Here is a 13,991-nt window from a genome sequence, read left to right on the forward strand (position 1 = left end):
AACGAACTAAACATCTCTTTTTCCGTCGGGTGAAAAAATTCCATCTGGTGAAAATCCTATGGAATTAAGAAATCCTTGAGCCCTTTCATCATCGGATGGGTTCATATTTTCAATTGTATCCACATCTTTGTCTCTCATCCATTTAAACATAGACTGAATTAATTCAGATCCTACCCCTTCGCGGCGATAGAATTCATCGACGTAAATTTCTTTTACTTTCCCTACAGTCCGCCCATCTTCTTCGGCTGTTTCTCCATAAACATATCCTACCGTTCTATCTCCCTCTTCAGCGACGAGAAGGCGTTGATCGGAATGCTCATTGAACAGATGATCGGCTGCCCATTCTTTTCTCTTCCTTAGTCTCTCGGCACCCTCAGGTTCAGAAGAGTCGATGCTGATCCACGTATTTTCCACTGCATATTTTGTTATGTGCATTAAATCTTTCTCAGCTGGTTCTCTTATAATGGCCATAACTCATCCATCCTCCCAGTGATTATTTATTTAGAACATCCTCATATTTCGAGTCGCCGTTTAACACCTTTTCAGCAAAAGAACATACAGGGTCAATCGTCATATTGTTGTTTCTAGCATACTGTACGGCATGATCGACAAGCTCTGTAGCCAGTCCTTCTCCCTGCTCTGGAGGAATAACGTGAGTATGCGTTATCTTAAGAAGTGATCCCTCTTCTTCATATACCAATTCTGCAAGTTCATTTCCTTTTTCATTTATATAAAAACGTCCGTCTTGTTGTTTGATTTGTGCCATCATTTCCACCCTTTCCATCCCTTGTATTCCCTGATGAACAAAAATATAAGCCATGAATTCATAAATTTCTTCTGTTAGAATAAAAGGAAAGAGGTGAAACGCTCATGACGAATATAGCCATTATACAAATGGATATTGCATTTGGAAATCCAGAAAAAAACCGCAGTATAGCACTTCCACTAATTGAAGAAGCTGTTTCAAAAGGTGGGGAGTTCATCCTTCTACCTGAGCTTTGGACGACAGGCTACGATTTGAGCCGCTTTGATGAAATTGCTGAAACGCTGGAAGGTCCTACTCATAAGATGTTGGCCGAACTGGCTCAAAAGCATGAAGTAACGATTGCTGGTTCTGTCGCTGAGGATGATCACGGAGAATATTACAATACAATGGTAGCTTACAATCGGTCCGGTGATCGAACCCTTAACTATCGTAAAGCTCATTTATTCCGGCTGATGGATGAGGAGAAATTTTTGAATTCAGGCCATCATAAGGGTAATTTCATTCTTGAAGATACACTTGTAGCCGGAGTGATTTGCTATGATATTCGTTTCCCAGAATGGATCCGAACTCATATGCTGAACGGAGCCAGAGGGCTGTTCGTCGTGGCAGAGTGGCCTAAACCACGAGTTGAACATTGGAGAAATTTGTTGATTAGCCGTGCCATTGAGAACCAGAGTTTTGTTATTGCATGCAACCGTATTGGTTCCGATCAAAACAACGAATTCGGCGGACATTCAATTGTTGTGGACCCATGGGGTAACATAGTAGCGGAAGCTGGAGATGATGAAGAGGTCCTCATGTGTGAGGTCGACTTTTCCCGAGTTGAAGCTATCCGTGAACAAATTCCTATTTTTCAAGATCGCCGCCCGGAACTTTATGAATGATTAAAAAGGTGCTGTCCCAAAAGTCTAAGAAATAGACTTTTATGGGCAGCCTTTTTTTGCTCTGTTAATTCTCTATGTTATTTCATAAAAGCTTCCTATTCTCGAACACTTAGTTTCGAGACATAGTGAGAGTTTAGGGGCTGCAGGAAAAGGTTCGCTTTCCGTGGGGCGGGCGCTGAGCCTCCTCGAGCTTCGCTGAGGCCACTGAAAAACTGTTGGTAATTCTCACTCAGAAAAATAAATAGCGGTTTTCGGAATGTTTTTTTCCGAAAACCGCTATTTTTAACATCTTTTATAAGGGATTTCTCCCTTATTGGTTCTTTAATTTTACTATTCGTTTCATATTAACGGTGAAGACCGCCATCGCTGCTTGTAATTCCATGGCTTCAAGACCCGAAGATGAGGCGGTCTCATATCCGTGCCGTTGCTTTAATTCTCCATTTTTCGCTTCAATTTTGTAACGGCTTTTCGCTCGTTCTTTAAATTCCTCCGTTTCTTGATATGCTGCTTGTTCCTGATGTTCATGAGATTGGATTCGGATCGTATAGGTCTTACTTCCAGCCCCTTCTTTGTAACACCCTTCTCTCAATGGACAAACTTTACATTTCTCAATATCAAAATGATACCGAACTCTAGGGCTTTTATCTTTTGTAGCTTTTCGGCTATCTCTGCGCTTAAAAACGGCCATATGACCTGCGGGGCATACATACATCCCAGCGTCTTTATTATATTCAAAGGTTTGGTCTTTTCTTCGTGTTCCGTGTGTAATGGTGGAATTAAGTCGGGAGATTAACGTAATCTCCTGCTCATTGGCATATATTAAATTTTTCTTTTCCGAATACGCGGCATCCCCAATTACCGTTTTTACGTCCATACCTGCTTCTATACTTTTTTCAATCAACGTAGTCAAATATTTCCCATCATTTTTTTCGCCCGTCGTCGTGGCGGCGGCTGTGATAATTCGTTCTTCACTCATGGCCAGATGAGTTTTGTAACCGAAAAAAGAAGTATCCGCTGACTTGTGACCCACTTTCGCATCGGGATCTGCGGACAATCGAAGATGTTCTAAGTCATCTTCTACCGTTTCTTTCAATAAGTTGAAAGATTCCTTCACTTTCGGGTAGGTCTTTAACGTAGGATGGTCTTCAACGACCTGAAGAACGTTTTGGGTGTAATCTATTTCTTCTTCTATTGATGAACCCGTTGGTTTTGGAGGCATCTTTTCCTTCAGCGATTCTTCTTGGGCATAAACATGTTTTCGAAGGACTTTTGAACGGGATCGCAAAGCTTCCTGAGGAGATTCATGATTATAACGAGCCTTCGTGTGAGTGGAATCCACAATGATCGCCGAGGATTGAAGAACGCCATTTTCCTGCGCTGTTTCGACGCTTTTTTTGATCAGAAGATTTAAAAATTCTTTGTCTTTAAGGCGATTTTTCCTAAAGTAAGACAGTAAGCTTGGCTCAATTACTTCGTCTTCAGGGGCCAGTTCTAGAAAGTATTTGAAGGACATATCAACGCGAGCTCTTTCCACCAAATCGACATCGGACAACTGATAAGTAGTTTTAAGAAAAAGATATTTGAACATACGAATCGGATGAACCGCTTGACGTCCATTCGTGTGACAATACTTCGTTTTTAATTCCTCATAAATGAAAGTGAAATCGACAAGGTCATTGATCTGCCGGAGAAAATGGTCCTTGGGTACAATCAAATCATATAAATTGGAATATCCACTTATGTTCATGGTCATCTGACGTTCAAGCATCTGAATCCCTCACTTTTATGTATTGTCTTTAGTGTACAAGAAAACCGGAAGCATTTCGCCCATTCGGACGAAATGCTTCCGGTTTTTCTTGTAAGAGGGACTTTTTCAGTGGCCTCGCTTCGCTCTCCGGGGTCTCACCAAGCACTCTCTTCCCACAGGAGTCTCGTAATTTCCCGGAGCTCTTTGCGATGATAAGGGGGTACGGAAACACCGATTTCAGGATGTCAGATGCTGCGCGACAGTTATAATAAAAACTTGATATTGAGCGGTTTATCCCTATAAACTACCGCTTCACCCCAAAAAATAGATGGTCGTATGCTGATTTTCATAAACATGCGGCCCATGTTGAACAGCTGCAATATTCTCACTGGAAAGGGATAAAGAAGACGCTACTTCTTGCAAAAAAGATTCATTTCTAGCTTACTTTCACGGAAATGAAAAGGGTTTTAGGAATGTGTGAGGCTCCTACCTTTGAAAGCGGAAGCACTTCGTTCAGCGGACTGGACTGAGCTGGCGGAGATAAAAATAATTCAAAGAACGGTATAAGAGGGTTCGTTCATCTCCTATCGATTGGTGTGGTTGGGAAGCTGCGAGACTCCCGTGGGAGAAGGATGTAGGCGAGATCCCACAGGGCTGCAAGCCCGAGGAAGCTCGCCACTTCCCCCACAGGAAAGCGAGTAGCTTCCCAACCACACCAGACTCTCATTACAGCCACGAACACAAATTATCTCGAAACCAAGTCTTCCACTATCCTGCCATATTGTTGAATAACTCTCTTTGAACTACGCTGCTTTTTTTATGAAAAGCTCAAATATTCTACTATTTAACTGCTAATGCTTTATAATAGTTGAACAAGGAAATATGGGGGAAGAATGCGATAAAAAGGGGGGCGACAAGCATTTTCTTGCTGATCTGGCATTGTAGTATTTTTCGGATAGTAGTCATCAGACGCTTTTCTCTTCTTGCTAGACGTCATCAAGTGAACGCTCTTGTTACTCCCATAACTAAAGTATAGAATGTGCATAGTAATAACTGTAGGGAGTGAGTGATAAATTTGGATAAGATTGGTGTGTTAACAAGCGGCGAAGATGCTCCGGGCATGAACGCAGCCATACGCTCAGTAGTAAGGTCCGGGCTTCATTATGGGATAAAAATGGTTGGAATCAAGTATGGTTTTCAAGGAATATTGAATGAAACTATGGAAAAAATGGATTCAGCCTCTGTAGGCCCTATTATTCAACGAGGAGGGACTATCCTCCAATCCTACATTTGTGAAGAGATTTCTACCGATGCAGGACAAAAGAAAGCTATAGAAAACTTGAAGAAACAGGGAATAGAGGGCCTCGTGGTTATTGGAGGAAGAGAAGCATTGAAAGTCACAGCAGCATTAGCTGAGAAAGGGTTTCCGTGTATCGGCATTCCTTCAGCGATTGAAAATGATATTCCAGGCGTGGATGAGGCGATCGGATTCGATACAGCTTTAAATACGATTATTGAGTACATAGATCAGATTCTTGATACAGCTTTCTCTCATGAGAAATCATCAATTATTGAAGTGATGGGGAAGGATACTGGGAATCTGGCATTATGGTCTGGTCTTGCCGGCGGAGCAGAAAATATATTAATTCCTGAAAAACAAGAAGATGTAGAGAAGGTGGTCGAACAGATCAAAAATGGATCGTCATCTGACAGAAGGTTCAGCATTATTATCGTAGCCGAAGGAACGGTAAGTGGAATCGATCTCAACGCCAGACTTAAAGAAGAAGCAGGAATAGAATCACGTGTTACCGTTCTGGGACATACGCAGCGTGGTGGAGCTCCTACCGCAAGAGACCGGGTTTTGGCCAGCCGTTTAGGAGCATACGCGGTTGACCTGCTTGTAAATCAAGAATCTGGTAAGCTTGTTGTAATAAAAGATAATAACCTTATGAACTATGATATAAGTGAAATCTTTTTACAAAAGACGAAGATTGATGAAAGTATGTACGAGTTGTCGGGTAGATTGTCTATATAATATGGGTAAAGAAATTATATAGGCTTAGGGAGGATCAGTGTAGTTTAAGCTGATCCTCTTTGATTTGGGAATGTTTGCTGACGAAAAAGTATTTTTTGAAAATGGAATGATGGAAAACAACTACGTAGGGGTTTACTATAGTAAAAGAACACTTTTCCTGATGTTAGGAAGGCAGGAAGAAGGAATCCCTCTTAAAATAAACATACGTTAAGGAGTTCATTTATGAAAAAAGTTGTTAGAATTCTGCTGATTGTGATTGGAAGTGTATCCCTTGCTCTCGGCGTGCTAGGAATTGTGCTTCCACTTCTCCCGACCACACCTTTTCTGCTTTTGACAGCCGCATGTTACGTGCGAAGCTCTGATCGCCTGTATAACTGGCTGATGACGAATAAATGGTTTGGATCGTATATACGTAATTATAAAGCAGGCAGGGGCATTCCTCTTAAAGCGAAAATTTCAATGCTTATCATGATTTGGTTCTCCTTCTTGTTTTCTGCTTTTTATGTGGCAACAAGCCCCTGGCTGAGAGCCGGCTTTATCTTCGGCGGGTGTTTTTTCACAGCGGTTATCTTTATGACTAAAACGTATAGACCTGACGAGAAAAAGGAATGAATTTATTAGGTGTCTGGTCCAACAGGGATCAGACACTATTTTTAAAGTGAACTCCCTTAAAACAATGATAGAGACCTCTCCCAATTTTTACTCCTAATAACACATAAATCTCAATCACTATTTTATTAATACACAAAAATACCTCTTGTTTTTTATAAAAATAAATGGTAAATTGTTTTCTGTACATTTTAAATAGTAATTATTACGATTTAAAATGTAGTTATTAGCCATAAACCCTTTTGAGGTGAAAACATGAGCGAGTACTTAATAAGAATTTTAAAAGATAAGATTGTAGGAGAACTGCCAAAAGAAAAGAGAGAAATATATGAACATGTGATTAACATGGAAGATGAAATTGCTGAAGAAGCTGCCACTGCTGAGGAGTTTATGGTCCTTCTTAAGAGTGAATCTGCCTATGGACGTGCAGCCAGGTACTTTAATATGACCACTGCTGACCTTTTAAAGACTATCAACCAAATCGACAGAGAAATTGGCAGCTTGCTTGAAATGAAATTGAATGCTGTGCGCTGGAAAGATTGTACGGAGTTAGTAAGGTCTAAGTTAAAAGTAGATAGGGACCAAAAGATTTTTTTCTTATCAATACCTAAATAAAAATTGAAGATAAGCTGCAAGAAGTAACGAATCCTTTTTAAGGAGGTTGTTTCGTGTTAGATAATTTATATCGTCAGGTTGTTATGGATCATGCCAAATATAAAAGAAACTACGGAGAATTATCTGGTCAGAGTGATATATATAAGATTCACTATAAGAATCCTACGTGTGGAGATGTGATGGTCTTATATATACGAATAGGCACGGAAAAGATCGAGGACTTATCCTTTGAAGGGGAAGGGTGCAGCATTAGCATGGCTTCCTGCTCGATGATGACCGATCTTTTGAAAAATCGGACAGTAAAGGAATGCGTGAATAAGAGGGAAGCATTCGAACGGTTAATACGAGAAGGAGAACTAGATGACGAAGATGATTTAGGGGATGCAGCTTCTCTCCAAGGAGTCCACAATTTACCGGCTAGACACAATTGCGCCCTTATGCCATGGCAGGCACTTGATAAATGGCTGGAGGAACATAGAAATGGTGGATAATCAATCTAGGATCCCCGTTACTATAGTAACCGGATATTTGGGGTCCGGGAAGACCACATTTCTAAACCATATTTTAAATCATACTGAAGAAAAAGTGGCGCTCATTGTGAATGAGTTTGGAGATATCGGAATCGATGATCAGCTCATTGAACACACGAACGAAGAAATTATTGAAATTAACAGCGGATGTATCTGCTGTAATGTTCGTAAAGATTTAATAGATACGTTATCTATGCTTGCTTTCTCAAGAGAAGAAAAAGTGGTCGAGTTTGAGCGGGTGGTTATCGAAACTACAGGACTTGCAGACCCAGCTCCAGTTGTTCAAACCTTTCTGATGGATAAGGAAATAATGGAAGACTTTATCATAGACAGCGTATGCACCTTAGTAGACGCTAAACATATTTCCAAACATTTCGAGCACAAAAGTGAAGCACTGAGTCAAATTGCTTTTGCTGATGTTATCCTTGTGAACAAAGTAGATTTAGTGACAATCGATGAATTAGATATTTTAATCAAGCGATTAGAAACCATAAACCCAACAGCTGGTACGTATTTATGTGAAAACAGTCATATTGAATTGGACAAGGTTTTAGGCATTTATTCTTTTGACTTGAATGAAAAAGTGGAGCTGAATCCCCATTGTTTTAATGAAGAGGACTCTCACTATCATGATGATGAAATAACTTCTTTATCCATACAAGAAAGCAGACCTCTTGATTTACGCAAGCTCAATCTATGGATTTCATTTCTCGTTCAAATCCAAGGGGAAAGTCTCTACCGTTATAAAGGGGTATTAAATATAAAGGGAAAAGAGCATCGCTTTGTTTTTCAAGGAGTCCATATGCTTTTTGCGATGGAGGAAAAGAGCTCGTGGGGAAGCGATCCACGTGTAAGTGAGTTAGTTTTTATCGGAAAAGACTTAAACAAAAAGAAACTTGAAGAGCAGTTTAGACAATGTATTACTGAAAAAAATTTTAGTTGATTTTAAATCGTAATGATTACTTTTAAAAGGGTGGGAGATGAACCACATTAAACTAAATGAGGAGGGTAAGTATGAGTGTGAAAATTCCTGTTACGGTTTTAAGTGGATATTTAGGGTCAGGGAAAACTACGCTGCTTAATCATATCTTAAACAATCGAAAAGGGCTGAGAATAGCAGTCATCGTGAATGATATGAGTGAAATTAACATTGATGCAGATTTAGTAGAGAAGGGAGGGCATTTTTCAAGAACAGAAGAGAATTTAGTCGAAATGTCTAACGGATGTATATGCTGTACATTAAGAGAAGACTTGCTCGTTGAAGTTGAAAAAATTGCAAAAGCCGGCAATATTGATTATATCGTTATTGAATCTACAGGGATTAGCGAACCTTTGCCCGTCGCCCAGACTTTTTCTTATATTGATGAAGAAATTGGAATTGACCTTACTCAGTTCTGTCGCCTTGATACGATGGTTACCGTTGTAGATGCCTATCGTTTTTGGCATGATTACGAGTCCGGGGATAAGCTGCTTGACCGAAAGCAGGCGCTTGGAGAAGATGATGAGCGGAATCTTGCCGATTTACTAATTGACCAGATTGAGTTTTGTGATGTTCTCTTGCTGAATAAATGTGACATGGTGACAGAGGAACAGCTGAATGCGTTGACTCAAGTGATCCAAACTTTGCAGCCCGAGGCTGAAATTATCCGTACGACCTATAGTGAAGTGGATCCTGCAAAAATCTTAAATACACATCGCTTTAATTTTGATAAAGCAAGTCAATCGGCGGGCTGGCTTAAAGAGTTGACGGCTGGTCCTGAAGAACATTCTCCGGAAACTGAAGAGTATGGGATTCAATCTTTTGTATATAGACGAAGGCTCCCTTTTCACTCGCAGCGGTTTTATGATTGGATCAGTCAAATGCCAGCATCGATCGTTCGTGCGAAAGGCATTGCCTGGTGTGCTACAAGAAATCAATTAGCTCTATTATTATCTCAGGCAGGTCCCTCTGTTTCCATTGAACCTGTCTCCTACTGGGTAGCTTCTCTCCCTAAAGAACAAAAGGATCGAACAATCGAACAAAATCCTGGCATTTTAAATGAATGGGACGTAGAGTTTGGCGACCGCATGATTAACCTTGTATTCATAGGGGTGGATCTTGAAAAGGAGATAATTGTTAAAGAACTGGATCAATGTTTATTGACTCCAGAAGAAATGGACGAGGAATGGGCTAGTATGCAGGATCCATTTACTTGAGAAGTTTCTACTCAATAAGAAAAGAGAAGGTGGATGAAGTGATTCTATCAAGCCAAACCATTCTCCACTATTTGGAGAGTAAAGAATTAATAATTGACCCGGTAAACCTTTCGCACATTCAACCGGCCTCAGCAGACCTGACACTTGGCCGGCATTTTATGACTGTGGATGAGCATAGTACAGGTAAACTTTCATTGAGAGAAAGTGCTTCCTATCGAGACATTCATATAGGAGCGCAAGAGTCTATTATTATCCCTCCCCATTCTTTTATGCTGGCTACAACAAAAGAATGGATCAAACTGCCGAATCATTTGACTGCGTTTGTAGAAGGAAGAAGTTCAATTGGAAGAATGGGGCTATTTGTGCAAAACGCAGGGTGGGTGGATCCGGGATTTGAAGGCCGTATAACTCTTGAACTTTTCAATGCGAGTCGCTCTCCCATTGAGTTAATAGAAGGGTGGAGAATTTGCCAATTGGTCATTGCAGAAATGGATCAGCCGACCAAAAGCTACAGTGGTAAATATACAGGACAGTCGAGTACCACTCCAAGCGCTGTTTATAAAGATTTGGATAGTTACTTGTAATAAATAAACGATTAAAGAAAGGTGAGAAAAATGGCTAAGAAATCAAAGGTTGTAAAAGAAAAGAAGAGACAGGAAATGGTAGCAAAATATGCTGAAATAAGAAGAGAGCTTAAAGCTAAAGGAGATTACGAAGGACTGCGGCAACTTCCGCGTGACTCCTCACCAACACGCTTAACGGGAAGGTGTGAAGTAACTGGGCGGCCCCGCGGCTATATGAGAAAGTTCAAAATGTCCAGGATTGCCTTTAGAGATTATGCGCATAAAGGACAGATCCCAGGGGTGAAAAAATCCAGCTGGTAAAAAACAGTTCTCTCCTTATTGGATCATTATTGGAGTGACCGAATCGAACCGTTTAGGAGGAAGAAGCTTTGTCAAAAAAGATACCAGTAACAGTTTTGAGTGGTTATTTAGGTTCTGGAAAAACTACCTTGCTAAATCATCTGTTACACAATAAAGAGGATCGTAAAATTGCAGTTATCGTGAACGATATGAGTGAAGTCAATATTGATGCGGATATGATTAAGCAAGGTGGATTCAGTCGGACGGAAGAACAATTGGTTGAGTTACAAAATGGTTGTATTTGCTGCACCCTTAGAGAAGATCTAATAAAAGAAGTAGAACAACTATCGAAACTAGACATTGATTATATAGTCATTGAATCAACAGGAATATCAGAACCAATTCCTGTTGCCCAAAGCTTCACTTATGAAGATGAAGAACTTGGTATTCATCTTGGTGAACACTGCCGTTTGGACACAATGGTAACTGTGGTAGACGCCAACCGATTTTGGGATGATTATGGCTCAGGAGAAAGCTTACTGGACCGTAATGAAGGAGCAGATGATCACGATGTCAGAGAAGTTATTGATCTATTAATCGACCAAATCGAGTTTGCAAATATTATTCTCTTAAATAAAGTAGATTTAGTGAAGCAAGAGGATAGGGAAAAGTTAAAGGCGGTCTTAAGACAATTGAACCCTGATGCCGAGGTCATCGATACCAGGTTTAGTCAGGTACCTTTAAATCTAGTATTGAATACAGGGCTTTTTGATTTTGAAAAAGCGAGTCAGGGAGCTGGCTGGATAAAGGAACTTAACGAGGAACATGTTCCTGAAACAGAGGAGTACGGCATCGGCTCATTTGTTTATCGTAGCAAAAAGCCCTTCCATCCTGAGCGATGGACCCAGTGGTTAGAACAGTGGCCCGCCGGCATCGTTAGAGCTAAAGGTTTTTTCTGGCTGGCTACAAGAAATAATACGGCCGGGCTATTATCCCAGGCAGGAACCTCACTTTCTATACAAGGAGCAGGAAAGTGGATTGCCGCCTACCCTGAACAAGAGCGCACCAGAGTTTTGCAAGAGGAACATGATATAGCCGATCGTTGGGGCGACCAATATGGAGATCGCATGACCGAGTTGGTGTTTATTGGTATAGATGTTGATGAAGAAGGTATCATCAAAGGACTGGATCAATGTTTACTAACAGATGAAGAAATGGGGGTGGACTGGAATAAATTCCGTGATCCGCTGCCTCCATTTATTGAAAGTGAGATTTAATAGAAAGAAGGGCAATAATAAAAAGCGTTAAATAATTCAATAAAGCTGTCGGGTGCTTGGTCTTACGTCTGTAGTTGGCAGTAAAAAGCTAAGCAGTCAGCGCGCATCAATTATCTATTGATGCGCGTTTTTTGGTTCCTTTTCGTTTTCTTCTACTTCTTTATAAGAGCTATTCCTGAAGCCATACAAGGAATGGACTAGACTTGACCAATATAATTAATGATTTTGTATTTTTCTGTCTGTAAATTCATTTGATTTTTCATGCTATTGAGTTAAGAAAGCCTTTTCAATTAATGTAATTATGAATATATTCTGAAAAATAACTAGAAATTTAAATAGATTTACGTTAATATGTTAGATAACTTAGAAGATTGTATACAATCTCGGAATACAATGGTGGGTTGAGTAATGAAAAACAAGAAGAATAACGAAGAATTTGCTTATGAAAAAGTAAAGAGGGCAATCATGCTTAAGAAGCTTGGTGCCGGGCAGCGGGTGACAGAGGAATGGATCAGTAAAGAACTGAAAATGAGCCGGACTCCTATAAGGGCAGCTTTAAAGCGTTTGGAGAATGAAGGGTTGATTCAATTGGTTCCTAACAAAGGAGCCATCGTCTATAACCCGTCCAACAAGGAACTCGAAGATGTTTTCAATCTCCGCACTGTTTTGGAAAAGTATGCAGGGCAGTTGGCAGTTACTACGATGAAGGATGAAGATATTACTTACATGGAACAGTTGCTTGAACAAGAAGTAGACGCTTATAAGGCAAAAGACTTCGAGGAATTTATGCGGGTAAATGGACAGATCCACGCCTATCCCGCTAAGATATCCGACAATAAGTTTCTGCTCCAACAGGTGGAGAGGCTCAACCAGTGGACAGATGGATATCTGATTTTGAAGGATGATTTTTATACTATCCCCCTGAGTGAAGTGAAGTCAATTCCAGAACACGGGCGCATTGTAGAAGCACTTCGTAAAAGGGATGCTGATCTATTAGAGGAAGCAGTAGAGGCTCATTTGTTGTCTACATTGAATGATTTATCCGAACGGACATCCATTTTTAACTAAAGGAGAGAGATATCATGACAAATCATGCTGTAGTAAAAACAAATCTTCCGGGTCCTGTCGCCAGCGATCTGCTCGAACGCAGGCATCAGGTTGTGCCGGATGCAGTCAGCTACGGGGTCCCTACATTCGCAGAAAAGGCAGAAGGCGCAGTAATTACAGACGTTGACGGCAATACATTCATCGATTTCGCTGGTGCGATCGGTACGATTAATGTAGGGCATTGTCACCCGAAGGTAAAAGAAGCACTTCATGCCCAGGTTGAAAAATATATCCATACTGGCTTCAACGTCATGATGTACGAGCCTTATGTTGAATTAGCAGAAAAGTTGGCTGAGCTCGCACCGGGAAGTCATAACAAGAAGGTGCTACTGCAAAATAGCGGTGCTGAAGCTGTCGAAAATGCTGTTAAAGTCGCTAGGAAGTATACGGGAAGGCAAGGTATTGTGACTTTTGCAAACGCTTTCCACGGACGCACGTTGATGACGATGTCAATGACAAGCAAGGTCAAGCCTTATAAGTACGAATTTGGGCCATTTGCGCCGGAAGTGTATAAAGCCCCATTCCCATACGCCTACCGACGTCCAGAGGGGATGAGTGAAGAAGAATATATAGATTTTATGATCGATCAGTTCAACGATTTTCTTATCAAAGAAGTGGCACCGGAAACGATAGCTGCAGTGGTAATGGAACCTGTCCAGGGAGAAGGCGGCTTTATCGTTCCAGATAGAAAATTTGTGCAGGCAGTAAGGAATCTTTGTAAACAACATAGCATCTTGTTTGTTGCCGATGAAATTCAGACAGGATTTGGGAGAACGGGAAGTTACTTTGCTGTCGAACATTTTGACATCATTCCTGATCTGATTACGGTATCCAAATCATTAGGGGCAGGAACACCGATCAGTGGTGTCATAGGAAGACAGGAAATCATGGATGCTGCCAACTCAGGAGAGCTTGGGGGAACTTATAGTGGTAATCCGTTAGGGTGTCGTGCGGCTCTTGCAGCAATTGAAATCATCGAAGAAGAAGGGTTGAATGAACGGGCTAATGAAATCGGCCAAAAGGTAAAAGACACGTTCAATCAATTGCGCGAAGAAGTTGAATGCATCGGTGATGTCAGAGGAATAGGTGCAATGGTTGCTGTCGAAATCGTCAATGATAAAGAAAACAAAACACCAGATAAGGTGCTTGCCTCACAAATGATCGCCCAGGCACAGAAACAAGGTCTGCTTGTATTAGGCGCAGGAGTCTATGGCAATGTTATTCGCTTCTTAATGCCGCTTGTCATTTCAGATGGCGAGTTAGAAGAAGGATTAGGCATCATCACAAGGTCGGTACGTAACATATGGCAAAATAAATCACAATATTCAGTCTAATTCATGGGTGTTTCGGGAAATAAGATAA

The 13,991-nt window shown here is 40.8% G+C and carries 15 protein-coding genes; 12 read left to right on the top strand and 3 right to left on the bottom strand.

The window, feature by feature from the left end; genetic code table 11:
• Positions 1-6: 6 nt before the first annotated feature.
• Positions 7-471 carry a GNAT family N-acetyltransferase gene (locus LF817_RS00375; protein ID WP_253933773.1) on the bottom strand — a complete coding sequence of 155 codons (465 nt, stop codon included), beginning with the start codon at positions 469-471 and terminating at the stop codon, positions 7-9.
• A 22-nt stretch (positions 472-493) separates the two neighbouring features.
• On the bottom strand, positions 494-784 hold the full coding sequence (locus tag LF817_RS00380) for a GNAT family N-acetyltransferase (protein ID WP_253933774.1): 291 nt from the start codon (positions 782-784) through the stop codon (positions 494-496).
• An 86-nt stretch (positions 785-870) separates the two neighbouring features.
• Here LF817_RS00380 and LF817_RS00385 point away from each other — a divergent pair, with 86 nt between their 5' ends.
• Positions 871-1,650, top strand: a complete 780-nt coding sequence (locus tag LF817_RS00385) for a carbon-nitrogen family hydrolase (protein ID WP_253933775.1) — start codon at positions 871-873, stop codon at positions 1,648-1,650.
• A gap of 310 nt (positions 1,651-1,960) precedes the next feature.
• Here the strand turns inward: LF817_RS00385 and LF817_RS00390 are convergent, their stop codons facing one another.
• Positions 1,961-3,418, bottom strand: coding sequence for an IS1182 family transposase (locus LF817_RS00390; protein ID WP_253933776.1), 1,458 nt, complete (start codon positions 3,416-3,418; stop codon positions 1,961-1,963).
• A gap of 1,045 nt (positions 3,419-4,463) precedes the next feature.
• Here LF817_RS00390 and LF817_RS00395 point away from each other — a divergent pair.
• From LF817_RS00395 to gabT, 11 genes are all read left to right on the top strand, one after another.
• Complete coding sequence (locus LF817_RS00395; RefSeq protein WP_371924979.1) at positions 4,464-5,432, top strand: ATP-dependent 6-phosphofructokinase; 969 nt, start codon at positions 4,464-4,466, stop codon at positions 5,430-5,432.
• Positions 5,433-5,654: 222 nt separating this feature from the next.
• Positions 5,655-6,044, top strand: a complete 390-nt coding sequence (locus LF817_RS00400; protein WP_253933778.1) for a YbaN family protein — start codon at positions 5,655-5,657, stop codon at positions 6,042-6,044.
• Positions 6,045-6,296: 252 nt separating this feature from the next.
• Positions 6,297-6,656, top strand: a complete 360-nt coding sequence (locus tag LF817_RS00405) for a hypothetical protein (RefSeq protein WP_253933779.1) — start codon at positions 6,297-6,299, stop codon at positions 6,654-6,656.
• Positions 6,657-6,709: 53 nt separating this feature from the next.
• Entirely contained in the window at positions 6,710-7,147 is a 438-nt protein-coding gene (gene sufU / locus LF817_RS00410) for a Fe-S cluster assembly sulfur transfer protein SufU (RefSeq protein WP_253933780.1), read from the top strand.
• Positions 7,137-8,129, top strand: coding sequence for a CobW family GTP-binding protein (locus tag LF817_RS00415; protein WP_253933781.1), 993 nt, complete (start codon positions 7,137-7,139; stop codon positions 8,127-8,129). Before sufU ends, LF817_RS00415 begins: the two co-directional genes overlap by 11 nt.
• A 71-nt stretch (positions 8,130-8,200) precedes the next feature.
• Entirely contained in the window at positions 8,201-9,382 is a 1,182-nt protein-coding gene (locus LF817_RS00420) for a GTP-binding protein (RefSeq protein WP_253933782.1), read from the top strand.
• A gap of 38 nt (positions 9,383-9,420) precedes the next feature.
• Complete coding sequence (gene dcd / locus LF817_RS00425; RefSeq protein WP_253934262.1) at positions 9,421-9,966, top strand: dCTP deaminase; 546 nt, start codon at positions 9,421-9,423, stop codon at positions 9,964-9,966.
• Positions 9,967-9,996: 30 nt separating this feature from the next.
• Positions 9,997-10,266 carry a 30S ribosomal protein S14 gene (rpsN, locus tag LF817_RS00430; protein ID WP_253933783.1) on the top strand — a complete coding sequence of 90 codons (270 nt, stop codon included), beginning with the start codon at positions 9,997-9,999 and terminating at the stop codon, positions 10,264-10,266.
• Between the two features lie 68 nt (positions 10,267-10,334).
• Positions 10,335-11,522, top strand: coding sequence for a GTP-binding protein (locus LF817_RS00435; RefSeq protein ID WP_253933784.1), 1,188 nt, complete (start codon positions 10,335-10,337; stop codon positions 11,520-11,522).
• Positions 11,523-11,930: 408 nt separating this feature from the next.
• Entirely contained in the window at positions 11,931-12,590 is a 660-nt protein-coding gene (locus LF817_RS00440; protein WP_253933785.1) for a GntR family transcriptional regulator, read from the top strand.
• 14 nt (positions 12,591-12,604) lie between these two features.
• Complete coding sequence (gene gabT / locus LF817_RS00445) at positions 12,605-13,963, top strand: 4-aminobutyrate--2-oxoglutarate transaminase (RefSeq protein WP_253933786.1); 1,359 nt, start codon at positions 12,605-12,607, stop codon at positions 13,961-13,963.
• Positions 13,964-13,991: the final 28 nt, after the last annotated feature.

The sequence above is a fragment of the Halobacillus sp. A1 genome (assembly GCF_024189295.1).
Classification (GTDB): Bacteria; Bacillota; Bacilli; order Bacillales; family Halobacillaceae; genus Halobacillus_A.